The sequence below is a fragment of the Bacillus nitroreducens genome, assembly GCF_964021195.1.
The window spans coordinates 664,884-689,408 of record NZ_CAXHYI020000003.1; the positions used below are offsets into that span (position 1 = coordinate 664,884).

Here is a 24,525-nt window from a genome sequence, read left to right on the forward strand (position 1 = left end):
CTCCATTATAGCAAAACTATATCCATCTATTAATACCAATCAAGATTTCGTTGGATTTATAGCTTTAGATAGCATAACCCCATTAAATCACAATTGTACATTTGAAAGAAAACAATAACAGTAAGAACAATTTTATTTCAGATTTTAATTATCACGGTAACGTAACTAGAAAGATTATTTCCGATATTTATTAAAAGTGATGTAATTTAATTTTTTTATGTGAGATAAAGAAAATCATCTTTAAAAAAGAAAAAGCCGAAACCTAAGTTTCGACTTTCAATTTATTGGTTTTCTACTTCTTTTACACGATCAAGCGCCATTTGGTAGGCATCGTTTCCGTAATTTAAACAACGTTTTACTCGCGAAATCGTTGCCGTACTCGCACCTGTTTCAGTTTCAATTTTATGATACGTATTTCCTTCTTGAAGCATTCTTGCAACTTCTAATCGTTGTGCCAAAGACTGAATTTCATTTACCGTACATAAATCATCAAAAAATCGATAGCATTCTTCAAGATCTTTCAGTGACAATATTGCTTTAAATAATTGATCAAGTTCTTTCCCACGTAATTTATCAATTTGCATAGATTATCTCCCTTTGTCAATGTTTTTCTAATTTCCAAACGAAACGGCACCTGTGATTCCTGGTGATGTTGGAATAATATTAATCCATGTTTTCCCTGGAACAAAGTAGACTTCTTCACCGTTCATAAATGGAACGATACGCCCATCGACATTTTTCCATTCAATTTCCTGAGCTTTCCCCTTTTGGAGTAAAAAGCCTTTACCTCCAGTGGTTATATCAATCTCCCGTCTTCCATAATCATCAATAAGGCGGTGATTCATTTCAACAATTAACACATTATCAAGTAAAACAGGTGTTTTTGTTTCACGGTCTACTGTTTGGACGCCTCCACTATAACGCTCGTATTTCCCTTGTTCTATGTTGTAATCATAGACAGCAGCAAAGACATCTCTTGATGAATAGGAGACACGAACATGCTCTGCTGTAGTTCCTTCAATATTATCTAGCTCATTTTCTTTTAAAAATGAAAAACTGGAAACTTCATCTTTCATTGTATAACCTTGTTTGCTTGCCCCTTTCACGATATTTTCAAATGAAATATACGAATTATGTGGAGCAACATTATGGTCTGCCCTCCAAAAAAGAGTACCATCATAGACCATTCCATTTATGTTGTCGACTCGACCGCTATTTAGTATTTCTTGTGCTTCTGGGCTCCAGCCATGTGCCACATATAATGCATCAAAACCTTTGCTTAACTCAATATAATAATCCCTCGCACTTCGTACGGGTCCAATGATTGATGGTTTTTCACTATGAAACACAGCAAGAAAACGTGTCACGTCCCCTTCTGCTAACACCTCATATACAACGTCGGCCATATGTAGGCCTGATTGAGGACGTGCTTGAGGGTGGTTATTGACCATGACAGCAAATGGACGACTATCTATTTCTTCATTCGTTTTAATTCCTGTTAATGGGAAAACATGGTCAAACATAGGTTCTTCCTTCACCACTGGCTCAACCTGTTTGAATTCATGCTCATCTTGTTTTTTTGCTGCTTCCTCTTTATTAGCGCATGCTGTTGTTAATAGCAAAAGAGTTATTCCTAAAATATATAAAGCTCTTTTCATATTGAGGCACACAACCTTTGTAATAGATAAGATTTATATGATGCTACCTTTTGTTCAAGGTTTATAGTCAGTCCCAGGTCAATCGGACACTATTATAAATCCTTTTATATTTTAACGCATTATTGATGGAAAGAGTATATTTTTGTTCATAACATCATAAATCCCTTGTGGAGTAATGCGAATATATGGTAAGTGTGTAGAAGATAAAAAGGATAAAGTATAAATGGGATCACTATGTTTGTACCCACGTTCGCGCACTAGTTGATTAAATTCTTTTTCAAGTATACTTAGCTCAACAATTGATTTCGAGGATGTTACTCCACCAATGTCCAAAGGAATCTCATGTAAAATGGTACCGTTTTCAGTTAAAACCATACCACCACCAAGCTCTCTCATCCGGTTAAAGGCAATAAGCATATCCTTTTTATTTTTTCCAATTAAAGCAAAATCACCCGAATTTGAAAAAGAACTTGCAAACCCAGATATCCGGTTTGCAAAACCTTTAATCATCGTATTGACACGCCATTTCCCTTCACGGTCTATTAACATTAAATAGCTTTCATCATGCTCCATTGATATCTCATCAGATGAAGCATCTATCGTTATGGAATATGGTTTCATTATGACGGCATTTTCCATCTTCATACCAAACGGCATTGAAAATTGAAGGTCATCAAGTGTTAATTCCCAGTCTGCAGTAAGCTTCGATAAACCATGAACATTCCAGGGGAATTCTGGAAATGCATGTTGGTCCCTATGATTACGCTTCACCCATATCCCTTTTGCAAGAACCGATTCTGGAGTAGGATTGTCTATAGTTGTTAAAAAATTAAGGTTTGCTATTCTACCTGTTGCTATAATACCATGAAGGTTCTCCATATTATAGTATTGTGCAACATTAAGTGTTGCCATGTTATAGGCATCAATTATTGGAACACCCTTTTCAATTGCAATTTTTATCATTCGATCGATAATTCCTTCCTCATAAAATGCAGGCGGGGAACCATCTGTTGTGAAGATAAACTTATCGTACGTATCAATTCCCAATTCATGAATTTCATCGAAAATCTTTGGCAAATCTGGACGAATGGATGAATACCGCAATGAAGTCGTATACCCTTGAAGTAAACGATTCAATACATCCGTTCCTGTCATGGACTCATGATCGCAATCCGCCCCTAATAACATCAGCTTGGATAATGTATTTTCTGAAGCACCAGGAAAATGCCCTTCTACTTTCTTGCCTAATCTTTTTGTTTCTTGAATCCAGTGTAGCATTAAATCATCGCCATCAAGTAACTTCGGCCATCCTGTTAACTCCCCACCTTGTACAACAGAATCATGTTCAATCCACCTTAACACATTTCCATTTGAAAAGGCCTGCTCCTCATGATGAATCTCCGTTTGAGGATCAAAGCGACACCACCAATACATTGTTACAGGAAGCTTCTTCATTTCCTCTAGGAAAGAAAACGCTTTCTCTTTTGTCATTTGTAAAGCAAGCACTAAATTGTCATTTATGAGCGTTGTCGTCCCTGTTTGGGATGCATACTGAGCGAATGAGTGGGGATTATATAAATGAAAAGTATGTGCATGAGGTTCAATGTAACCAGGCACAACAAATTTTCCATCACAGTCAACAACTTCGCAGTCAGCTAGTTTTGATGGGAGCTTTTGTCCAACATACACTATTCGATCTTGGTAGATCCAAATATGTGCCTTGATCCACTTTTTTAACATTTGGTTTAAATATGTGACATTTTTTAATAGAATCGTTGGTGACCTTTTTCCATCTATAACAGCAATATGCTCGCGCAGTTGCTTATTTTTCCATCGGTATCGTTGCCCAACCATAAGTCATCTCTCCAATCATCTACCTAGTTGTATGGAAGCGCTTTCTATTATGGTACCATATTAAGTGATTTAGTGCATTAAAGAGTTTGTGAAAATTTGTAAAAATATTTCTTACATGCGATCTTTAAAAATGTGTGTCGGGGGGATAAGAATGAAGCCGAATATCGGAATGATAAATGCTCTAATCCGCATTACTTGTGGGTTTACAATGCTTGCATGGGCAACATCAAAAATGGTAAAACGTCCATGGCGGGAAAGCTTTCTTCTCGTTGCCATGCTTGGAGGTATGAAGGTAGCAGAAGGTATTGTTCGATTCTGTCCACTTACCGCTCTTTTTCATGAATATGTTGAAAAAAAGCAACAGGAAACGGCTCCATCATTAGAGCTTCCTCCTGTTAATCCATCATAATAAAAAGGTAAGAGGAAATCCTCTTACCTTTTTATATTTAAGTAAATTTTACTAAATTAATATTACATATATGAGACTTCGTATGGCAAATAAGATTTGCCATTTAGAATTTAAACGAACTGTGTTAGCTTTCCATCCTTTGAGTTATATGCAATCGCCTTGTTCCCTATGTCTTTTCGATAAAAGAGGTTATCGCATTTAATGTTCACCACTTCTTGGTAAACAAATTTTTGCGCTGCTTCAAGATTTTCACCGCTTGCCACTACGGTTAACACTCTTCCACCATTTGTAACAAACTGATCATTTTCCATGTCAGTCCCTGCATGGAATACAGTGATTTTTTCATCAAGATTATTAAGTCCTTCAATGATTGCGCCTTTTGCATAGCTTTCTGGATAGCCTTTTGAAGCTAAGACGACGCCTAATGTTGCATTGTTGGACCACTCAAGCGTAATCTCCTTTTGATCTAATAATCCTTCAACTACGTCAATCAAATCTGTTGTTAGACGTGGAAGAACGACTTGTGTTTCTGGGTCTCCAAAACGTGCATTGTATTCAATTACTTTCGGGCCATTTTTTGTTAGAATTAACCCTGCATAAAGAATACCTATAAAGTCTCTACCTTCAGCTTCCATCGCTTTGACAGTCGGATTGATGATTGTTTCAACAGCTGTTTGAACGACTTCATCAGAAATCTGCGGTACTGGAGAATAAGCTCCCATTCCTCCTGTATTTGGACCTTCATCATTGTCAAAGGCACGTTTATGGTCTTGTGAAATGACCATCGGATACGCATTTTTACCGTCAACAAAGGCCATTAATGAAAATTCTTCCCCATCAAGAAACTCTTCAATGACTACCTGTGCACTTGCTTCTCCGAACTTGTTAGCCTCTAACATTTCATAAACGCTTGTTAAGGCTTCTTCCGATGTAAGAGCGACTGTTACACCTTTTCCAGCTGCTAAACCGTCAGCTTTGATAACAATCGGCGCACCTTTTTCAATGATGTATTGTTTTGCTTCTTCATAAGAAGTGAATGTCTCGTATTCCGCAGTTGGGATATTATATTTTTTCATGATTTCTTTTGCAAAGGACTTGCTTCCTTCTAATAAAGCAGCTTCCTTAGATGGACCAAAAATTCTTAAACCTTCAGCTTGAAATCGATTAACGATTCCATTGATTAGTGGAACCTCAGGACCAACAAGCGTAAGGTCAATGTTCTCTTCCTTTGCAAATGCGATTAAACGATCAAAATCATTTTCATCTATATTAACGATTGTTGAGACATCCTGCATCCCTGGATTACCTGGTGCTACATACACTGATTGTACCTTAGGACTTTGTGCAACTTTCCAAGCAAGTGTATGCTCGCGACCACCCCGGCCAACAATTAGTACCTTCATTCTTTCACCTCATCAAATGAAATTAATTAATTCATAGTTAACAATGTCATAGCACAAGGCGTCATCACTCAATGCGCCTTGTGCGTATCTAATTAGTGTTTAAAATGACGTACTCCAGTAAAGACCATTGCGATTCCATATTCGTCAGCCTTTTGAATGGATTCTTCATCACGAATCGAGCCACCTGGTTGGATGATAGCTGTGATACCTGCTTTAGCAGCTGCTTCAACAGTATCACTCATTGGGAAAAAGGCATCTGATGCAAGACTTGCCCCTTTTGCTTTTGCAGCAGCTTGATTAATAGCGATATTTGCAGAACCAACACGGTTCATTTGACCAGCACCAATTCCAATGGTCATATCGTCTTTTGCTAGCACAATCGCATTAGATTTAACGTGCTTTACAACTTTCCAACCAAGCTTTAAATCAGCCCATTCTTGTTCTGTAGGTTCACGTTTTGTTGGAATAGAAATGGTTGCCTCTTCAAGGCCATATGCATCCTCATCCTGAACGAGTAATCCCCCACGAACAGATACTAACTTCTTCTCAATCTTTTTGTCATCTGAAAAATCAACAGTCAACAAACGGAGGTTTTTCTTTGAAGATAAGATTTCAAATGCTTCTTCACTAAATGATGGTGCAATAATAATTTCAAGGAAAATCTCACGCATTTTTTGAGCTGTTTGAGCATCAACTTCACGGTTAACCGCAATGATTCCACCAAAAATAGAAGTAGAATCTGCCTCATAAGCCTTTTGAAAAGCTTCCTCAATCGTTGCACCAACACCTACCCCACAAGGATTCATGTGTTTAACTGCAACTGCAGCAGGCTCATTAAATTCTTTCACAATTTGAAGAGCAGCATCTGCATCGTTAATATTATTGTAAGATAATTCTTTTCCATGCAATTGAGTAGCAGATGCAATGGATAGCGCCGTACCTAATGGTTTTTTATAAAAAGCAGCTTTTTGATGTGGATTTTCTCCATAACGAAGGTCTTGTTTCTTCTCATAAGTAACCGTTAGTGATTCTGGACTTTCCTCACCTGCTGCATTTGTTAAATATTCAGCGATAACCGCGTCGTATGCAGCTGTGTGACGGAATACCTTTGCTCCTAAACGAAGCTTAGTTTCAGAAGTAACTTCACTTTTTTCAGTCAACTCTGTAAGAACTGTATCATAGTCCTGTGGATCTACAACAACAGTAACATATTTATGGTTCTTAGCAGCCGAACGAAGCATTGATGGTCCACCAATATCAATATTTTCGATCGCATCTGCAAAATCAACATCCGGTTTTGCAATCGTTTGTTGGAATGGATATAGGTTTACAACAACTAAATCGATTGGCGTAATATTATGCTCTTCAAGTTGATTTACATGATCCTCATTTTCTCGAACTGCTAAAAGCCCACCATGGATATTTGGATGAAGCGTCTTAACCCGTCCATCCATAATTTCAGGAAATCCTGTTACCTCTGAAATACCAATAACAGACAGGCCAGCTTCCTCAAGAGTACGCTTTGTACCACCAGTTGAAATAACTTCTACTCCATTTTCGATTAAACCTTTTACAAATGGAACAAGACCTTGTTTATCTGAAACACTGACAAGTGCACGTTTAATTGCCAATTTAATATCGCTCCCTAATGTAAATTTCTGCTCTTTGTTGTTTAAAAATCATCTGAAAAAGACACATTGATTTTCAACGTGTAGGACATGACAAAATCTGCTGGTCCTTTTCAACTTTCATTCTGAGCTCTTATTTATAAGTGATTGTAAGACTTGCGGATAAAATTCATGCTCGATACGATGTACTTTTTCTTCAATACTTTCTAAAGTGTCCTCTGGTTCAATTAGAAGCTCACGTTGTGCAATAATTGGACCAGTATCCATTCCTTCGTCAACATAATGAATCGTAACACCTGTTTTCTCTACACCTGCTCGAAAAGCCTGACCAATCGCGTCTTTACCTGGAAATGCAGGTAGAAGAGAAGGATGAATATTTACAATTTTATTTGAATACGCACTTAGAAGAGTATGACCAATTAATCTCATGTACCCAGCCAATACAATTAAGTCTACATTTTTTTCACGTAAAACTTCCACAATCTCTGCTTCAAAAAATGATTTATCTGGGTAATTTTTTGGTGTAAAAACTAATGTATCAACCATTTCCCTTGATGCACGTTCAATTACTTTTGCACCTGGTTTATCACAAACTAAAACTGCAATTTCTGCTGCTAATCTTCCTTCTTTAATCGAGTCTGCAATTGCTTGAAAGTTTGAGCCACTGCCTGATGCAAAGACAGCTATTTTTTTCATACAAGTGCTCCTCCACCAAAGGTTACACCATTTCCTTCTTTGATACGCCCGATTACAAACGCCTTTTCACCTTGCTCTTCAAGAAGCTCAATCACATCATGCAGGTTCTCTTCACTGATTGCTAGTACCATACCAATACCCATATTGAAAATATTAAACATTTCTTCCCGATTAAGATTTCCTGTCTTTTGAATTAAGTCAAAGATTGATGGAATTGGCCATGAACCATAATCAACTTCAGCACCGACACCCTCTGGCAACATTCGTGGAATATTTTCAATAAAGCCTCCACCTGTAATATGAGACATCCCTTTTACTTCAAATTTTTCCATTGCTTTTAACAGTGACTTGACATAAATTTTGGTAGGTTGAAGAAGTTCTTCTCCTAATGGGCGGTCTATACCTTCATACACTTTATGAAGATCTAATCCACCGTCTTCTAATAATACTTTACGCACAAGTGAATAGCCGTTACTGTGGATTCCACTTGAAGATAGCCCAATGAGTACATCACCAGGTTTGATTGAAGAACCTGTGACAAGCTTCGATTTCTCTGCAACACCAACTGAAAAACCAGCAAGGTCATACTCATCTTCACTATACATGCCTGGCATTTCAGCTGTTTCACCGCCAATTAATGCACAACCCGCTTGCTCACAACCGTCTGCAATCCCTTTTACAATTTGTTCGATTTTCTCAGGTTGCGCTTTTCCACAAGCAATATAATCTAAAAAGTATAAAGGCTCTGCGCCTTGTACAACAATATCGTTCACACACATTGCAACTGCGTCGATTCCAATCGTGTCATGTTTATCCATCATAAAAGCCAGCATTAATTTCGTACCCACACCGTCGGTTCCCGAAACTAATACAGGTTCTTTTACATTAATTTTAGAAAGATCAAACATACCGCCAAAGCTGCCTAGTCCACCCATAACCTCAGGGCGAATTGTTTTTGCAACATGTTTTTTCATTCTTGAAACAGCCTCGTAGCCTGCCTCAATATCTACTCCAGCTTGCTTATACGCATTTGCCATCGTTATAAACACTCCTAATTCTTTTTAGAGGATGTTCAAAAAGTACAGTGAAATTGCCACATCGAATTTATTTGTTAGCTTTTTACTCCAGCATGCAAAAACATCTGCTCACATATTAACGACATTCGTTCCGCTACTCAAAGCCGCCCAACTCTAACTTTCGACGCACAGGATGTGCAAGTGTCGACATAACATGGGGACATGTATTTTGTCGACATGGTCCTTTTCATCATCCTTTTGAACACACACATTTAGCTAAAAACTTTTTCATGTGGTAATACCGTATCTGGGAAAATCTCTGTTGGATATTTGCCTGTAAAACAAGCCATACATAATCCACGTGTTTCCCCTTCAATCGGTCTATTTATTGCTTTTACTAACCCCTCAGGGCTTAAGAATGTTAATGAATCTGCTCCGATAATTTGACGAATCTCTTCAACTGAGTTTGAAGAAGCGATCAATTCCTCGTGTGTTGAGGTATCAATTCCGTAGAAGCATGGATTATTCATTGGTGGTGAACTTATACATACATGCACTTCCACAGCACCTGCATCACGAAGCATTTTTACAATTCGCTTACTTGTCGTTCCACGCACAATCGAGTCATCCACCATGACAACACGCTTTCCTTCTACAACACCACGAACAGGAGAAAGCTTCATTTTTACTCCTTGTTCACGTAAAGATTGGGAAGGTTTAATAAACGTTCTACCTACATAACGATTTTTAATCAGACCAAGTTCATATGGAATTCCAGATTCCTCCGCATACCCAATTGCCGCTGAAATACTAGAATCAGGTACACCTGTTATCACATCGGCATCAATTGGTGCTTCAAGAGCAAGCTGCTTTCCTAAATTCTTACGTGCTGTATGAACATTGACTCCATTAATATCACTATCTGGACGAGAGAAATATATATATTCCATGCTGCACATTGCATGATTGGTTGTTAATGTAAATCGTTCTGAATGAATGCCTTCATCATTGATCACGAGTAATTCCCCAGGTTCCACATCCCTTTCAAACGTAGCACCAACGATATCAAACGCACAAGTTTCAGAAGCTACTACCCATGCGTCACCGAGCTTACCAAGTGATAATGGGCGAAGACCATTTGGATCAAGAGCCACAATCATCTTCTTTTCAGTCATGACTAAGAATGCATAAGCTCCTTTTAACATGGTTAGTGCATTTTTAACTCGGTCTTTAATTTTTGTATAGCCGCTCTTTCGAGTTAAATGAGCGAGAATCTCTGAATCAGAGGAAGTTTGAAAGATACTCCCTTGATTTTCTAACTGATGCTTTAAGTGATTAGCATTTACAAGGTTGCCATTATGTGCAACTGCAAGACCGCCTACTTGAGATTGAAAGAGAAGGGGTTGGACGTTTTGAACACCTCTCCCCCCAGCTGCTGTGTAACGAACATGTCCAATCGCAGCTTTTCCATGTAGTTGATCAAGTTGACCATTACTAAACACTTCGTTTACAAGGCCTTCCCCTTTAACAACGTTTAGTCTCTCTCCATTGCTTACAACAATACCTGCACCTTCTTGACCACGGTGCTGTAAGCTGTGTAATCCATAGTATGTTATTTGTGCTGCATCTGGATGCCCCCAAATACCAAACAAACCACATTCCTCATTTAAGCCTTTGAGTTCAGCAAGCATGGGATCGCTCCTTTCCATGTATGTTTAAGTTCTGCAACAGGTAGATTCATAATCTCTTCTCCTGCTGAATTTTCGATGATAAATAATCCATTCTCAGTAACTTCACCGATTAGATTTGCTTTTACGAGTTGTTCAAATTTTTCTTTATTTTCCTTTTTCACTGATACAATAAAACGGGATTGTGTTTCACTGAATAGCTCAGTTACTACCTCACCCTTAAGGCGCACTTTCACCCCTAGACCTTTTGAGCCGAAAGTACTTTCAGCCAACGCTACTGCAAATCCACCTTCTGACACATCATGTGCAGAAGCAACCACACCTGCACGTATCGCAGTTAGAACTTGCTGTTGTCTTCTTCTTTCAATTTCTAAATCCAATTCAGGAACTGGCCCGAAAATCTCACCATGAATTAACTTTTGTAGCTCACTGCCCGCGAACTCTTCTTTTGCTTCGCCTATTACATAAACAAGGTCACCAGCTACTTTAAATTCTTGGGTAGTAATATGTGCAATATCGTCAATCAATCCGACCATTCCAATAACGGGTGTTGGATAGATTGCCTTTCCGTTCGTTTCATTGTTTAATGACACATTTCCACCAATAACAGGTGTCTCTAGAACACGACATGCCTCACTAATACCGTCCGCGGATTTTTCAATCTGCCAAAATACTTCAGGGTTCTCTGGATTTCCAAAGTTCAAATTATCTGTAACTGCAAGTGGTTTTCCACCAGAACATACAATATTTCTTGCTGCTTCACTAACCGCAATTTGTCCTCCAACTTCTGGATCTAAATAGAGGTATCTTGAGTTACAATCTGTTGTCATCGCTAATGCTTTCTTTGTACCACGAATCCGAACAACTGCTGCATCAGAACCTGGAGCGACTACTGTATTGGTACGCACCATGTAGTCGTATTGGTCATAGACCCATTCCTTACTGGCGATTGTTGGTTGTGCTAGCAAATCCTTCAAAGTTTCCCCTACATCTTCAAGTTTAGGAGTTTCTATTTTCATTTCTTTAAATTCACGAAACATAGCAGGCTCTCTGGACGACTTATAATAAACAGGAGCCTCTTCTGCAAGTGCATCCACTGGAACATCGGCAATAACTTCACCTTTGTGAATAAGACGGAATTGTTTATCATCTGTTACTTTTCCGATCGCTACAGCTTCGAGGTCATATTTCCGAACGATATCCTGAATCTCTTGCTCCCTGCCTTTTTCCACAACAATCAGCATACGTTCCTGTGATTCAGAAAGCATCATCTCATATCCAGTCATTCCTGTTTCACGTTGTGGTACTAGGTCTAGGTTCATTTCAATACCTGATCCAGCCTTACTTGCCATTTCCGATGAAGAACTTGTTAAACCTGCTGCGCCCATATCTTGAATTCCGATTAATGCATCACATTTTACAATCTCCAAACTAGCTTCCATCAATAGCTTTTCCATAAAAGGATCTCCAACCTGTACCGCTGAACGTTTTGCATCAGATTCTTCTGAAAGTTCTTCAGATGAAAAGGTTGCGCCATGGATTCCATCACGCCCTGTTTTTGCACCAATATACATTACAGTGTTACCAACGCCTTTTGCCTGCCCTTTTTGTATATCTTCATGATTAATCAGTCCGACACACATTGCGTTTACAAGAGGATTTCCTTCATAGGAATCATCAAATTGTATTTCTCCACCTACTGTTGGTATCCCAATACAATTTCCATATCCTGCAATTCCAGCTACTACTTCTTCGAACAAATACTTCACTCTTGGTGAAGTGAGCTCCCCGAAACGAAGTGAGTTTAATAGTGCAATAGGTCTTGCTCCCATTGAGAACACATCACGGATAATTCCCCCCACACCTGTTGCTGCTCCTTGGTAGGGCTCAACTGCCGATGGGTGATTATGACTTTCAATCTTGAAAACTACTGCTTGGTTATCTCCAATATCGACTATTCCAGCACCTTCGCCAGGTCCTTGGAGAACACGTTCCCCTGATGTAGGAAACTTTCGTAATACTGGCTTCGAGTTTTTGTAGCTACAGTGCTCTGACCACATAACAGAGAATAAACCAGTCTCTGTGTAGTTCGGGAGTCTACCAAGTATTTTCTCAATTAATTCAAACTCAGAATCACTCAAACCCATTTCACTATAGATCTTTTTTTCCTTAATTTCATTCGGACCTGGTTCAAGAAGTAACGACATTCGCTGATAACCTCCAATTTTTTACAATTGATTGGAAAAGCTTCATACCATCTGCACTACCTAATAGTTCCTCAACTGCTCTTTCAGGATGTGGCATCATTCCTAACACATTTCCACGTTCATTCGTAATACCAGCAATATCGGCAATACTACCATTAGGATTTGTTCCGTTATATGTGAAAACTATTTGATTATTTGCTTGTAATCTATCAAGTGTTTCGTCATCGCAGTAATAGTTCCCCTCACCATGAGCAATCGGAACTGTTATTACTTCGCCTGATTCATATTCAGATGTGAACATGGATTTGTTGTTTTCAACGCGAAGTTCGACTGGTCGACACATGAACTTTAGGTTATCATTACGGCGCATAGCACCTGGTAACAGATCTGCTTCTAATAAAATCTGAAATCCGTTACATACACCAAGAATTGGTTTACCAGCTTCAGCGGCTTTTACAACTTCATCCATTACATTTGAAAAACGAGCAAGGGCCCCAGTTCGTAGGTAATCTCCATAAGAGAAACCTCCAGGAAGTAAAATTCCATCGAACATATCAAGGTCTGTTACATTATGATCTACATACTCCACTTCTTCTCCAAGAATATCCTTAACAGCATGATACATATCTACATCACAATTAGAGCCTGGAAACACGATTACAGCAAATTTCACTGTGTGACAACCTCCTCGACCTCGTAACGGTAATCCTCAATCACCGTATTTGCAAGAAGCTTCTCACAAATCTCCATAACCGACTTATCAAGGTCTTTTACTGATTTATCTATTAAGAGTTCCATATACTTCCCGATACGAACATCCTTAACTTCTTGATAATTCAATTTGTGCAAGGACCCCATCACTGCACTTCCTTGTGGATCTAAAACACTTTCCCGCAATGTTACATAAACTTTTACTTTGTATGACATGCAATTTGTCCTCCCAGTCAGTTATGGATTACTATTCAAACTTTCGTTGCAATAAAAAATTTTGCGACATACATCCATACTAGATCACCTATTGTTCGAGACATCCCAACAGGATACTAGGTCAAGTAGTGTTCGGTGCTATATGTGTACATTCGATTATAGTGTGTCCCAAACGTTCAAGGCGTTTGATCTTTGAAGAGCTTCTTCCACTGTATTTCCTAAAACAGTAATATGCCCCATCTTTCTTTTTACTTTTGCTTCTTCTTTTCCGTATAGATGAATCTTTATATTTGATAAGAGTGCCACTTTATCCAACAAAGGCTGAAGATGTTCACCTAAAATATTTGTCATGACAACTGGTCGTAAGAGAGTCGTTTCTCCTAATGGCCAATTACATACGGAACGTACATGCTGCTCAAATTGTGAAGTCTCACAAGCATCGATTGTATAGTGTCCAGAGTTATGTGGGCGGGGTGCTAATTCATTAACATAAATTTCCCCATCCTCTGTCACAAACATCTCAACTGCTAATGTACCAACTAGTTCAAATGCTGATGCAAGCTTCATCGCCATTTCCTTTGCTTTCGCTTCTGTCTTTTCAAGAATTCCTGCTGGTACAATTGATTGGTGCAAAATATTTTCAACATGAATATTTTCCGCTACTGGAAATGTTTTGACCTCACCTGATGGATTTCTAGTAACAATCACAGAAACTTCCTTTTGAAATGGAACCCACGCTTCTAGAATGCACATCCCAGATTCTAATAGGTTTTCCGCCAGCCTTATGTCGTCAATTTGTTTTAAAACAAATTGACCTTTACCGTCGTAACCCCCACGGCATGTTTTTAATACTGAGGGTACTCCAATGATCTCAACTGCTTCAGCTAGTTGCTCCTTATTTTCTACAAGTTGAAACGGTGCAACTTTCAAGCCAATCTCTTGAATGGCTTTCTTTTCCGTACCACGGTCCTGAGTAATTTTTAACAAATGACTTCCCTGTGGTAAATTCGCATTCTCTTCTAGCCAAGTTAAGGCTTCGTAATCTATATTTTCAAATTCATACGTTATAACATCACTAATACTTGCTAACTTTTTAATCGCTTCAAGATCATCGTAATTAGCTGTTATTTGAATATCTGCTACTTGACCACATGGGGAGTTCGGTGTTGGATCTAAAACAGCAACATTAAACCCCATTTCCTTCGCCGAAATTGCCATCATTCTGCCAAGTTGGCCTCCACCAATAATGCCAATCATTTGACCTGGTAAAATTTGCTTACTCAAGTTCATCACTACTTTCTAGAACCTGATTTTTTCTTGCTTCTCTTATATTTACAAGTTTCTGATCCCATTCTGGATTAGATGTTCCAAGGATCGAAGCCGCTAATAATCCTGCATTGGTTGCTCCTGCTTTTCCAATCGCAACTGTCGCTACTGGTACTCCACCAGGCATTTGTACAATCGATAACAATGAATCGAGTCCATTTAATGCTCTTGATTGAACGGGTACTCCAATGACTGGTAACGTCGTCTTAGCAGCCACCATCCCTGGTAGGTGTGCTGCACCGCCAGCTCCTGCAATAATCACCTTTATCCCTCGTTCTTTTGCAGTTTCTGCATATTCAAACATTAAATCTGGTGTACGGTGTGCAGATACCACCTTTTTTTCAAATGGAATTCCTATCTCTTCAAGTACATTGCATGCTTCCTTCATTGTTTCCCAATCTGAAGTACTTCCCATAATGACACCAACTACTGGTTTCATAATATCCTCCTTAAACATAAAAATGCCCAGGCAAAGACTGTTTTCCGAAAAAGGGAAAGCAATCCTACCTGAGCATTCCATACCAAGAATAGGTAAAATTATACTTTTCCCTCATAGTCCAATAATTTAAGGTTATTGGGTAGAAACTTATGGGCCATATTCCCAAGATTATATGAGGTAATTTTGCTAACCTAATCTTAACAACAGTATTCATGCCTTGTCAATTTAAATCGAACATTTTACAATTATTTCTTTTTTAATGTTCGTGTTTTAATGAAGTTTTCCTTCAAAAACTATTTTTCTCCCGATAGGCTCGACTATCAGCTCTCCATTTCTCTTTACTTCCTGAAATACAGGCTCTTCTAATCTCCTTACAGGAACATACCCTTCAACTTTCATTCTTTCTAAACATTGATCAATTGTTTCACTAGCCCGAACCTCAAATTTTTGTTTTTTTGGTTTTTTCATGTTTCTAATTTTCCTTTCTTAACTGCCTTCACCCAGAATCCACCGTGAATGGATTTTGGCTCGGATGTAATCACGAAGGCTTTCGGATCTACATCTATAATGGTTTTATATAATTTCATTTCATATTTTCGAGGAGTTAAAATCGTCATTGACAATCGGTCTCCTTCTCTCCCTTGGGTTTGCCAGGTCGTAACCCCATATCCTTCATCACGCAAACGCTTTGGTAAATCCATCTCATATTCCTTTGTAATTACATTTACCGTGATATATCCTAGTGCTAATTTTTCCTCTATTTTCATTCCAACAATTACTCCTAATCCATATCCAACCGCATACGCAATCAAATTCTGAATTTGGTTTAAATTATCCAATACTAAGCCAAGCCCGACCACATAGATGACAACTTCTACCGTACTAATTAAAGCAGCTGTATAACGTTGTCCCTTCATCGTTAAAATCATCCGAATCGTAAAGAACGATACATACACAATATTAATAACTAAAATGATAATAACCATAACATACGCGTTTGCTAACATGAAAATGCCCCCTTCGATTGCTCGCTTTAATTAGCTTACCAAAGACTACATTGTACTAAACATTTTTCCTAAATGATATAGTCAAATATACCAATACTTACGTTTAGTCGATAGGCACATACCTATTACATTTACCATATACTACATAACGGAATAATGCACTGTCGAGGAGGAATCGCAACCTATGAAAATGGACCAATTCAAAAACATGGAACAATGGCGAAAGCAATGGGACCATTTCTTTGGTGATGAATTCTGGAATGGATTTGCCCCATTTTTCGATAACGCACATTCACAACTTAATCTCTATCAAGGTGAAAATGAACTCTTAGTTGTCTTAAGTCTCCCTGGGCTCGTAAAGGTTGAGGATGTCGATATATATGTAAATCATCAAACCCTAGAAGTACGCGGAAAAATCAATTTGAACTTTAAGGGTTTTGAGATCATACAAGAAGGAATCTTCCAAGGCAAATTTGAGCGCGAAATTCAGCTGCCGTACACAGTCAAAGAGGACCGCATTCATGCAAGCTATAAAAGAGGACTCCTTCTTATTCATCTCCACAAACAAATCCCCGATGATAATCGAAAAAGAATCGAAGTCATCGACCGAGACAAATAACTGAATCCCTCACCATAATGTGAGGGATTTTCCTATTTAGAGTCCGTTTGCTTATTTAACATATTTATGTAGATAACAAGGACAATTGAACCTATTGTGACAATCACACCATAAAACAATCCAGTAAGCTCACCTACAAACTCTAACCCAAATGGAAGTAACTTAGGAAGTAAACCAATGATGATTGTAAACACACCTACAGCTTTTGCTACCTTCTTTCTTTCTCCCGTAAATGTTTCCTCGTTATAACCAGCTATAAGTGAAAGCTGCCTTTTTTTCCAAATTAGAAATCCTAATAAGATACAGAAAAGACCTACTAAAAAACATACAATGAAACCAGCAAGCATAGGTAACCTCTTATTATAGGTTATATATGTATTACGTTTAGGGGAGAGAAGTTTCAAGAAGCTTATAATGTTAAGGTGAATTTTCTACCTAAAATATTCATAAATTATGGTGTTTATAGTGTTGTGGGATAAGTGGCGTCGTTTTGTGGATGGTGGTAGGTGGAATAGGACGATTACGGGTATCGTTCTCTATTTTGTAGATTCGGTACTGTTTGGATAGATTGCTGTGTATCATTTATTGTTTTTCACTTCCATGGTTTATCATAAAGGGAGTTTGCGGGATACCATTTAAATCTAACCGTAAATTGCTTGTGTAAAATTCAACGATCGACCTAAGCTCTTGTTTTAAAACACAAAAAAGACCAACCATATTGGCTGATCTTTTAGGTGCTTAGCGACGTCCTACTCTCACAGGGGCAATGCCCCAACTACCATCGGCGCTGAAGAGCTTAACTTCCGTGTTCGGTATGGGAACGGGTGTGACCTCTTCGCTATCGTCACTAAACTATAAGAAGGATTCATTCCTTCAAAACTAGATAACGTACGCACATTCATTCATTTGTCTTGCTACGGCTCCTATACAGTCGCCTTCGCAATTCTATTTGGTTAAGTCCTCGATCGATTAGTATCAGTCAGCTGCACATGTCACCATGCTTCCACCTCTGACCTATCAACCTCGTCATCTTCGAGGGATCTTACTAGTTTAACACTATGGGAAATCTCATCTTGAGGGGGGCTTCATGCTTAGATGCTTTCAGCACTTATCCCTTCCACACATAGCTACCCAGCTATGCCCTTGGCAGGACAACTGGTACACCAGCGGTGTGTCCATCCCGGTCCTCTCGTACTAAGGACAGCTCCTCTCAAATTTCCTACGCCCACGACGGATAGGGACCGAACTGTCTCACGACGTTCTGAACCCAGCTCGCGTACCGCTTTAATGGGCGAACAGCCCAACCCTTGGGACCGACTACAGCCCCAGGATGCGATGAGCCGACATCGAGGTGCCAAACCTCCCCGTCGATGTGGACTCTTGGGGGAGATAAGCCTGTTATCCCCGGGGTAGCTTTTATCCGTTGAGCGATGGCCCTTCCATGCGGAACCACCGGATCACTAAGCCCGACTTTCGTCCCTGCTCGACTTGTAGGTCTCGCAGTCAAGCTCCCTTGTGCCTTTACACTCTACGAATGATTTCCAACCATTCTGAGGGAACCTTTGGGCGCCTCCGTTACTCTTTAGGAGGCGACCGCCCCAGTCAAACTGCCCACCTGACACTGTCTCCAAGGCCGATAAGGCCTTCGGGTTAGAATTTCAATACAGCCAGGGTAGTATCCCACCGACGCCTCCACCGAAGCTAGCGCTCCGGCTTCCAAGGCTCCTACCTATCCTGTACAAGCTGTACCAAAATTCAATATCAGGTTGCAGTAAAGCTCCACGGGGTCTTTCCGTCCTGTCGCGGGTAACCTGCATCTTCACAGGTACTATAATTTCACCGAGTCTCTCGTTGAGACAGTGCCCAGATCGTTACACCTTTCGTGCGGGTCAGAACTTACCTGACAAGGAATTTCGCTACCTTAGGACCGTTATAGTTACGGCCGCCGTTTACTGGGGCTTCGATTCAGAGCTTCGCTTGCGCTAACCCCTCCTCTTAACCTTCCAGCACCGGGCAGGTGTCAGCCCCTATACTTCGCCTTGCGGCTTCGCAGAGACCTGTGTTTTTGCTAAACAGTCGCCTGGGCCTATTCACTGCGGCTTTTCAGAGCTATGCACCCTAAAAAGCACCCCTTCTCCCGAAGTTACGGGGTCATTTTGCCGAGTTCCTTAACGAGAGTTCTCTCGATCACCTTAGGATTCTCTCCTCGCCTACCTGTGTCGGTTTGCGGTACGGGCACCATTTACCTCGCTAGAAGCTTTTCTTGGCAGTGTGGAATCAGGAACTTCGGTACTATATTTCCCTCGCCATCACAGCTCAACCTTACGGTAAGCGGATTTGCCTACTTACCAGTCTAACTGCTTGGACGCACATATCCAACAGTGCGCTTACCCTATCCTCCTGCGTCCCTCCATCGCTCAAACGGTAAAGAGGTGGTACAGGAATATCAACCTGTTGTCCATCGCCTACGCTTTTCAGCCTCGGCTTAGGTCCCGACTAACCCTGAGCGGACGAGCCTTCCTCAGGAAACCTTAGGCATTCGGTGGAGGGGATTCTCACCCCTCTTTCGCTACTCATACCGGCATTCTCACTTCTAAGCGCTCCACCAGTCCTCACGGTCTGACTTCGCTGCACTTAGAACGCTCTCCTACCATTGTTCGTAAGAACAATCCACAGCTTCGGTGATACGTTTAGCCCCGGTACATTTTCGGCGCAGAGTCACTCGACCAGTGAGCTATTACGCACTCTTTAAATGGTGGCTGCTTCTAAGCCAACATCCTGGTTGTCTAAGCAACTCCACATCCTTTTCCACTTAACGTATACTTTGGGACCTTAGCTGGTGGTCTGGGCTGTTTCCCTCTTGACTACGGATCTTATCACTCGCAGTCTGACTCCCGAGAATCAAGTCTTTGGCATTCGGAGTTTGACTGAATTCGGTAACCCGATGAGGGCCCCTAGTCCAATCAGTGCTCTACCTCCAAGACTCTATACTCGAGGCTAGCCCTAAAGCTATTTCGGAGAGAACCAGCTATCTCCAAGTTCGATTGGAATTTCTCCGCTACCCACACCTCATCCCCGCACTTTTCAACGTACGTGGGTTCGGGCCTCCATTCAGTGTTACCTGAACTTCACCCTGGACATGGGTAGATCACCTGGTTTCGGGTCTACGACCACGTACTCATTCGCCCTATTCAGACTCGCTTTCGCTGCGGCTCCGTCTCTTCGACTTAACCTTGCACGTAATCGTAACTCGCCGGTTCATTCTACAAAAGGCACGCCATCACACATGAATGTGCTTTGACTACTTGTAGGCACACGGTTTCAGGTTCTATTTCACTCCCCTCCCGGGGTGCTTTTCACCTTTCCCTCACGGTACTGGTTCACTATCGGTCACTAGGGAGTATTTAGCCTTGGGAGATGGTCCTCCCAGCTTCCGACGGGATTTCACGTGTCCCGCCGTACTCAGGATCCACTCAAGAGAGAACGAAGTTTCGACTACAGGGTTGTTACCTTCTCTGACGGACCTTTCCAGGTCGCTTCGTCTACTTCGCTCTTTTGTAACTCCGTATAGAGTGTCCTACAACCCCAAGAGGCAAGCCTCTTGGTTTGGGCTATCTTCCGTTTCGCTCGCCGCTACTCAGGAAATCGCGTTTGCTTTCTCTTCCTCTGGGTACTTAGATGTTTCAGTTCCCCAGGTCTACCTTCGCTTACCCTATGAATTCAGGTAAGGATACTGCCCCATTACGAGCAGTGGGTTTCCCCATTCGGAAATCTTCGGATCAATGCTTACTTACAGCTCCCCGAAGCATATCGGTGTTAGTACCGTCCTTCATCGGCTCCTAGTGCCAAGGCATCCACCGTGCGCCCTTTATAACTTAACCTGTTCGGCTTCGATAAGCTTCAAATTTCTTCGCTTCTCATGCGCCTATAAGTTTAAAGAACTTTACTTCAATGAATGTTTTGTTACGTTATCTAGTTTTCAAGGAACGAAGCTACTGACTTCAATCACATCGTGATTTACATCAGTGAATAGTCTCCATGCAGCTTTGCGCTGAGGAATTAATCATCATTGACTAATCTTGCAGACGCAAGCGCAATTGATTTTTGCATTTTGCAAAAATCGACCTTTGAAAGCACAAAAAGCACTCTCAAAACTGACCACAATACAAAACGTCTTTTTTTTATGAAGTTCGCAGAACTTCTATTGTCTAGCTACGGTTCCTAGTCTCTCGAGGTTACTTCACTTCTTCTGTCAAAGTCTACTGACTTTTCCTTCAGAAGTTCCAGCACTTGTCGAGGCTGAACAGTCACCTTCGCTTTTCGACTTTTTCCTTAGAAAGGAGGTGATCCAGCCGCACCTTCCGATACGGCTACCTTGTTACGACTTCACCCCAATCATCTGTCCCACCTTAGGCGGCTGGCTCCTTACGGTTACCCCACCGACTTCGGGTGTTACAAACTCTCGTGGTGTGACGGGCGGTGTGTACAAGGCCCGGGAACGTATTCACCGCGGCATGCTGATCCGCGATTACTAGCGATTCCGGCTTCATGCAGGCGAGTTGCAGCCTGCAATCCGAACTGAGAATGGTTTTATGGGATTGGCTTAACCTCGCGGTTTCGCTGCCCTTTGTACCATCCATTGTAGCACGTGTGTAGCCCAGGTCATAAGGGGCATGATGATTTGACGTCATCCCCACCTTCCTCCGGTTTGTCACCGGCAGTCACCTTAGAGTACCCAACTGAATGCTGGCAACTAAGATCAAGGGTTGCGCTCGTTGCGGGACTTAACCCAACATCTCACGACACGAGCTGACGACAACCATGCACCACCTGTCACTCTGTCCCCGAAGGGAACGTCCTATCTCTAGGAGTGTCAGAGGATGTCAAGACCTGGTAAGGTTCTTCGCGTTGCTTCGAATTAAACCACATGCTCCACCGCTTGTGCGGGCCCCCGTCAATTCCTTTGAGTTTCAGTCTTGCGACCGTACTCCCCAGGCGGAGTGCTTAATGCGTTGACTTCAGCACTAAAGGGCGGAAACCCTCTAACACTTAGCACTCATCGTTTACGGCGTGGACTACCAGGGTATCTAATCCTGTTCGCTCCCCACGCTTTCGCGCCTCAGCGTCAGTTACAGACCAGAGAGCCGCCTTCGCCACTGGTGTTCCTCCACATCTCTACGCATTTCACCGCTACACGTGGAATTCCGCTCTCCTCTTCTGCACTCAAGTCCCCCAGTTTCCAATGACCCTCCACGGTTGAGCCGTGGGCTTTCACATCAGACTTAAAGGACCGCCTGCGCGCGCTTTACGCCCAATAATTCCGGATAACGCTTGCCACCTACGTATTACCGCGGCTGCTGGCACGTAGTTAGCCGTGGCTTTCTGGTTAGGTACCGTCAAGGTACCGCCCTATTCGAACGATACTTGTTCTTCCCTAACAACAGAGCTTTACGATCCGAAGACCTTCTTCGCTCACGCGGCGTTGCTCCGTCAGACTTTCGTCCATTGCGGAAGATTCCCTACTGCTGCCTCCCGTAGGAGTCTGGGCCGTGTCTCAGTCCCAGTGTGGCCGATCACCCTCTCAGGTCGGCTACGCATCGTTGCCTTGGTGAGCCGTTACCTCACCAACTAGCTAATGCGCCGCGGGCCCATCCGTAAGTGATAGCAAGAAGCCATCTTTTAATATAAGACCATGTGGTCTCATATGTTATCCGGTATTAGCTCCGGTTTCCCGAAGTTATCCCAGTCTTACAGGTAGGTTGCCCACGTGTTACTCACCCGTCCGCCGCTAATCTTTGGGAGCAAGCTCCCTTAGATTCGCTCGACTTGCATGTATTAGGCACGCCGCCAGCGTTCATCCTGAGCCAGGATCAAACTCTCCAATAGAGTATTGATTGCTCAATAAATTTGTTACTTAGAATTAACGTTGACGCTTGTATTGTGTTCAGTTTTCAAAGAACTTTTGACGCGCTGTTTTGCAGCGACTTTTATAATATAACATCTTCAGAAGTCTATGTCAACATCTTTTAAAAAATAATTTATTTAAATGATGTTGTAACAGCGACTCATTTACTATACCAAGTTTATATATCTCTGTCAACATAAATTAAACCAGAATTATATATCACTTTAAATTTATACATCTAAGTTAAATTTCAACTAAGTAACAGAGGCTTGTACATAATAAAAGTTCCATACTTTCCTATATAAAAAAAGAATGCCAGCAATGAAACTGGCATTCTCACTTTTATGCTAAGAAGATGAAATACAAAACAAAGACTACAAATAATGCATACATGATTGGGTGTATTTCTTTTGCTCTTCCTTTAAATATCATTGTGATTGGATAAAAGATAAATCCGATCGCAATTCCAGAGGCAATACTAGAAGTCAAAGGCATTGCCACAATGGTTAGGAAAGCTGGTACTGCAACCTCAAATTTTTTCCATTCGATATCTCCTAAGCTAGCAACCATGAGTACACCCACAATAATTAAAGCTGGAGAAGTAACAGCTGGTGTTACTATTCCTAAGAGAGGAGAAAAGAATAAAGCTAACAAGAAAAATACTGCTGTTACAACTGAAGCAAATCCTGATCTTGCACCTGCAGCAACCCCAGCTGTTGATTCAACGTACGATGTAGTTGAAGAAGTTCCAAGTACTGCTCCAATTACTGTTCCCGTAGAATCTGAAACCAACGCCCTACCTGCACGTGGTAATTTATTATCTTTCATAATTCCAGCTTGGTTCGCTACTCCTACTAGAGTTCCTGCAGTATCAAAGAAGTCTACAAACATAAATGTTAGGATAACAACTAACATGTCAATAGTAAAAATCTCTCCAAAGTGTGTGAACGCTGCACCGAAAGTTGGAGCTAAACTTGGTACTGAACTTACAATTTGTTCTGGAGTATCAATTAAATTAACAATCATCCCAACGATTGCAGTGATGATCATTCCGAAGAATACTGCACCTTTTACATTACGAACCATTAAGATAACCGTAATAACAACACCAAATATAGCTAATAATGTACTGCCATTTGATAAATTGCCCAGTGCTACTAAAGTGGCAGGATCATCAATTACGATTTCTGCATTTTTTAATCCGATAAATGTAATGAACAATCCAATTCCCGCACCAACTGCTAATTTAAGGTTTTGTGGGATTGCATCAATAATTTTTTCTCGAATACGTGTTAATGTTAGTATCACTAGAAATACCCCAGATACTAAAACTCCTGCTAATGCTGTTTCCCATGCAATTCCCATTCCTAGGACAACTGAATAAGCAAAGAAAGCATTAAGTCCCATTCCTGGTGCTAGCGCAACGGGATATTTCGCAACAACTCCCATTATAAATGTACCTATCGCTGCTGCTAGTGCTGTCGCTACGAACACTGCGTTTGCATCCATTCTTAATTCAGCTGGTAAATCAGGTACATCACTTAAAGACAAGATCGATGGGTTAACGAATAGAATATAAGCCATAGATAAGAACGTTGTGATTCCACCAATAATTTCTCGCCTATAAGTAGTTCCAAGCTCATCGAATTGAAAGTACTTTTTCATAAAAGATTACCTCTCCCTTTTATCCATATCGTCAGACTAATCTTGAAATCCCCCTGTTTCAAGCAACATAAAAGCGCT

19 protein-coding genes, 3 rRNA genes and 1 riboswitch are annotated in these 24,525 nt (G+C 40.9%); of the genes, 2 read left to right on the forward strand and 20 right to left on the reverse strand.

From position 1 onward, the window contains the following. Positions 1 to 281: 281 nt before the first annotated feature. The 3 genes from ACWPVE_RS06955 to ACWPVE_RS06965 form a co-directional block, all read right to left on the reverse strand. Complete coding sequence (locus tag ACWPVE_RS06955) at positions 282 to 584, reverse strand: YerC/YecD family TrpR-related protein (protein ID WP_453991986.1); 303 nt, start codon at positions 582 to 584, stop codon at positions 282 to 284. A 27-nt stretch (positions 585 to 611) separates the two neighbouring features. Next, on the reverse strand, positions 612 to 1,658 hold the full coding sequence (locus tag ACWPVE_RS06960; RefSeq protein ID WP_453991988.1) for a DUF3048 domain-containing protein: 1,047 nt from the start codon (positions 1,656 to 1,658) through the stop codon (positions 612 to 614). A 111-nt stretch (positions 1,659 to 1,769) separates the two neighbouring features. Next, on the reverse strand, positions 1,770 to 3,512 hold the full coding sequence (locus tag ACWPVE_RS06965) for an adenine deaminase C-terminal domain-containing protein (RefSeq protein WP_453991990.1): 1,743 nt from the start codon (positions 3,510 to 3,512) through the stop codon (positions 1,770 to 1,772). Between the two features lie 151 nt (positions 3,513 to 3,663). On the opposite strand from ACWPVE_RS06965, the gene ACWPVE_RS06970 reads away from it, so the two are divergent. After that, positions 3,664 to 3,921: a YgaP family membrane protein gene (locus ACWPVE_RS06970; protein ID WP_453991992.1), complete on the forward strand. Its 258-nt coding sequence runs from the start codon at positions 3,664 to 3,666 to the stop codon at positions 3,919 to 3,921. A gap of 110 nt (positions 3,922 to 4,031) precedes the next feature. Here the strand turns inward: ACWPVE_RS06970 and purD are convergent, their stop codons facing one another. The 12 genes from purD to ACWPVE_RS07030 all read right to left on the reverse strand — a co-directional run bounded on the left by purD (position 4,032) and on the right by ACWPVE_RS07030 (position 16,258). Then, positions 4,032 to 5,324 carry a phosphoribosylamine--glycine ligase gene (purD, locus tag ACWPVE_RS06975; RefSeq protein ID WP_453991994.1) on the reverse strand — a complete coding sequence of 431 codons (1,293 nt, stop codon included), beginning with the start codon at positions 5,322 to 5,324 and terminating at the stop codon, positions 4,032 to 4,034. Between the two features lie 92 nt (positions 5,325 to 5,416). Beyond that, a complete protein-coding gene (gene purH, locus ACWPVE_RS06980; RefSeq protein WP_453991996.1) occupies positions 5,417 to 6,955 on the reverse strand; it encodes a bifunctional phosphoribosylaminoimidazolecarboxamide formyltransferase/IMP cyclohydrolase in 1,539 nt (512 codons plus the stop codon). Positions 6,956 to 7,072: 117 nt separating this feature from the next. Further along, a complete protein-coding gene (gene purN / locus ACWPVE_RS06985) occupies positions 7,073 to 7,648 on the reverse strand; it encodes a phosphoribosylglycinamide formyltransferase (RefSeq protein WP_453991998.1) in 576 nt (191 codons plus the stop codon). Continuing rightward, the gene (purM, locus tag ACWPVE_RS06990) at positions 7,645 to 8,685 is read right to left on the reverse strand and encodes a phosphoribosylformylglycinamidine cyclo-ligase (RefSeq protein ID WP_453992000.1); all 1,041 of its coding nucleotides are present in this window, start codon (positions 8,683 to 8,685) and stop codon (positions 7,645 to 7,647) included. Before purM ends, purN begins: the two co-directional genes overlap by 4 nt. Before the next feature lie 251 nt (positions 8,686 to 8,936). Next, a complete protein-coding gene (purF, locus tag ACWPVE_RS06995) occupies positions 8,937 to 10,355 on the reverse strand; it encodes an amidophosphoribosyltransferase (protein WP_453992002.1) in 1,419 nt (472 codons plus the stop codon). Beyond that, positions 10,331 to 12,559: a phosphoribosylformylglycinamidine synthase subunit PurL gene (gene purL / locus ACWPVE_RS07000; protein ID WP_453992004.1), complete on the reverse strand. Its 2,229-nt coding sequence runs from the start codon at positions 12,557 to 12,559 to the stop codon at positions 10,331 to 10,333. The genes purF and purL overlap by 25 nt, the downstream gene beginning before the upstream one ends. Further along, on the reverse strand, positions 12,543 to 13,232 hold the full coding sequence (purQ, locus tag ACWPVE_RS07005; protein ID WP_453992006.1) for a phosphoribosylformylglycinamidine synthase subunit PurQ: 690 nt from the start codon (positions 13,230 to 13,232) through the stop codon (positions 12,543 to 12,545). The genes purL and purQ overlap by 17 nt, the downstream gene beginning before the upstream one ends. Then, positions 13,229 to 13,486 (reverse strand): phosphoribosylformylglycinamidine synthase subunit PurS, encoded by a 258-nt coding sequence (gene purS / locus ACWPVE_RS07010; protein WP_453992008.1) that lies wholly within the window; start codon positions 13,484 to 13,486, stop codon positions 13,229 to 13,231. The genes purQ and purS overlap by 4 nt, the downstream gene beginning before the upstream one ends. A 156-nt stretch (positions 13,487 to 13,642) precedes the next feature. Continuing rightward, complete coding sequence (gene purK, locus ACWPVE_RS07015) at positions 13,643 to 14,770, reverse strand: 5-(carboxyamino)imidazole ribonucleotide synthase (RefSeq protein ID WP_453992010.1); 1,128 nt, start codon at positions 14,768 to 14,770, stop codon at positions 13,643 to 13,645. After that, the gene (purE, locus tag ACWPVE_RS07020; RefSeq protein WP_453992012.1) at positions 14,763 to 15,251 is read right to left on the reverse strand and encodes a 5-(carboxyamino)imidazole ribonucleotide mutase; all 489 of its coding nucleotides are present in this window, start codon (positions 15,249 to 15,251) and stop codon (positions 14,763 to 14,765) included. Before purE ends, purK begins: the two co-directional genes overlap by 8 nt. Positions 15,252 to 15,345: 94 nt before the next feature. Further along, a riboswitch (purine riboswitch) is annotated at positions 15,346 to 15,447 on the reverse strand. Positions 15,448 to 15,521: 74 nt separating this feature from the next. After that, positions 15,522 to 15,719, reverse strand: a complete 198-nt coding sequence (locus tag ACWPVE_RS07025; RefSeq protein WP_453992014.1) for an NETI motif-containing protein — start codon at positions 15,717 to 15,719, stop codon at positions 15,522 to 15,524. Beyond that, the gene (locus tag ACWPVE_RS07030) at positions 15,716 to 16,258 is read right to left on the reverse strand and encodes a DUF2179 domain-containing protein (protein ID WP_453992016.1); all 543 of its coding nucleotides are present in this window, start codon (positions 16,256 to 16,258) and stop codon (positions 15,716 to 15,718) included. The genes ACWPVE_RS07025 and ACWPVE_RS07030 overlap by 4 nt, the downstream gene beginning before the upstream one ends. Before the next feature lie 184 nt (positions 16,259 to 16,442). Between ACWPVE_RS07030 and ACWPVE_RS07035 the strand changes: the two genes are divergently transcribed. Continuing rightward, positions 16,443 to 16,877 (forward strand): Hsp20/alpha crystallin family protein, encoded by a 435-nt coding sequence (locus ACWPVE_RS07035; RefSeq protein ID WP_453992018.1) that lies wholly within the window; start codon positions 16,443 to 16,445, stop codon positions 16,875 to 16,877. 32 nt (positions 16,878 to 16,909) lie between these two features. On the opposite strand, the gene ACWPVE_RS07040 is transcribed toward ACWPVE_RS07035, so the two are convergent. From ACWPVE_RS07040 to ACWPVE_RS07060, 5 genes are all read right to left on the reverse strand, one after another. Next, complete coding sequence (locus ACWPVE_RS07040; protein ID WP_453992020.1) at positions 16,910 to 17,224, reverse strand: DUF3784 domain-containing protein; 315 nt, start codon at positions 17,222 to 17,224, stop codon at positions 16,910 to 16,912. 389 nt (positions 17,225 to 17,613) lie between these two features. Next, a 5S ribosomal RNA gene (rrf, locus tag ACWPVE_RS07045) occupies positions 17,614 to 17,729 on the reverse strand. 97 nt (positions 17,730 to 17,826) lie between these two features. Continuing rightward, positions 17,827 to 20,758 (reverse strand): 23S ribosomal RNA (locus tag ACWPVE_RS07050). Between the two features lie 455 nt (positions 20,759 to 21,213). Then, positions 21,214 to 22,763, reverse strand: a 16S ribosomal RNA gene (locus ACWPVE_RS07055). Together the 16S, 23S and 5S rRNA genes form the textbook arrangement of a ribosomal RNA operon. 361 nt (positions 22,764 to 23,124) lie before the next feature. After that, complete coding sequence (locus ACWPVE_RS07060) at positions 23,125 to 24,447, reverse strand: NCS2 family permease (RefSeq protein ID WP_453992022.1); 1,323 nt, start codon at positions 24,445 to 24,447, stop codon at positions 23,125 to 23,127. Positions 24,448 to 24,525 lie beyond the last annotated feature (78 nt).

Bases quoted from the DNA above. Each gene is read 5' to 3' on its own strand.
- ACWPVE_RS06955 (WP_453991986.1), bottom strand. From the start codon at position 584: ATGCAAATTGATAAATTACGTGGGAAAGAACTTGATCAATTATTTAAA.
- ACWPVE_RS06960 (WP_453991988.1), bottom strand. From the start codon at position 1,658: ATGAAAAGAGCTTTATATATTTTAGGAATAACTCTTTTGCTATTAACA.
- ACWPVE_RS06965 (WP_453991990.1), bottom strand. From the start codon at position 3,512: ATGGTTGGGCAACGATACCGATGGAAAAATAAGCAACTGCGCGAGCAT.
- ACWPVE_RS06970 (WP_453991992.1), top strand. From the start codon at position 3,664: ATGAAGCCGAATATCGGAATGATAAATGCTCTAATCCGCATTACTTGT.
- purD (WP_453991994.1), bottom strand. From the start codon at position 5,324: ATGAAGGTACTAATTGTTGGCCGGGGTGGTCGCGAGCATACACTTGCT.
- purN (WP_453991998.1), bottom strand. From the start codon at position 7,648: ATGAAAAAAATAGCTGTCTTTGCATCAGGCAGTGGCTCAAACTTTCAA.
- purM (WP_453992000.1), bottom strand. From the start codon at position 8,685: ATGGCAAATGCGTATAAGCAAGCTGGAGTAGATATTGAGGCAGGCTAC.
- purF (WP_453992002.1), bottom strand. From the start codon at position 10,355: ATGCTTGCTGAACTCAAAGGCTTAAATGAGGAATGTGGTTTGTTTGGT.
- purL (WP_453992004.1), bottom strand. From the start codon at position 12,559: ATGTCGTTACTTCTTGAACCAGGTCCGAATGAAATTAAGGAAAAAAAG.
- purS (WP_453992008.1), bottom strand. From the start codon at position 13,486: ATGTCATACAAAGTAAAAGTTTATGTAACATTGCGGGAAAGTGTTTTA.
- purE (WP_453992012.1), bottom strand. From the start codon at position 15,251: ATGAAACCAGTAGTTGGTGTCATTATGGGAAGTACTTCAGATTGGGAA.
- ACWPVE_RS07025 (WP_453992014.1), bottom strand. From the start codon at position 15,719: ATGAAAAAACCAAAAAAACAAAAATTTGAGGTTCGGGCTAGTGAAACA.
- ACWPVE_RS07030 (WP_453992016.1), bottom strand. From the start codon at position 16,258: ATGTTAGCAAACGCGTATGTTATGGTTATTATCATTTTAGTTATTAAT.
- ACWPVE_RS07035 (WP_453992018.1), top strand. From the start codon at position 16,443: ATGAAAATGGACCAATTCAAAAACATGGAACAATGGCGAAAGCAATGG.
- ACWPVE_RS07040 (WP_453992020.1), bottom strand. From the start codon at position 17,224: ATGCTTGCTGGTTTCATTGTATGTTTTTTAGTAGGTCTTTTCTGTATC.
- ACWPVE_RS07060 (WP_453992022.1), bottom strand. From the start codon at position 24,447: ATGAAAAAGTACTTTCAATTCGATGAGCTTGGAACTACTTATAGGCGA.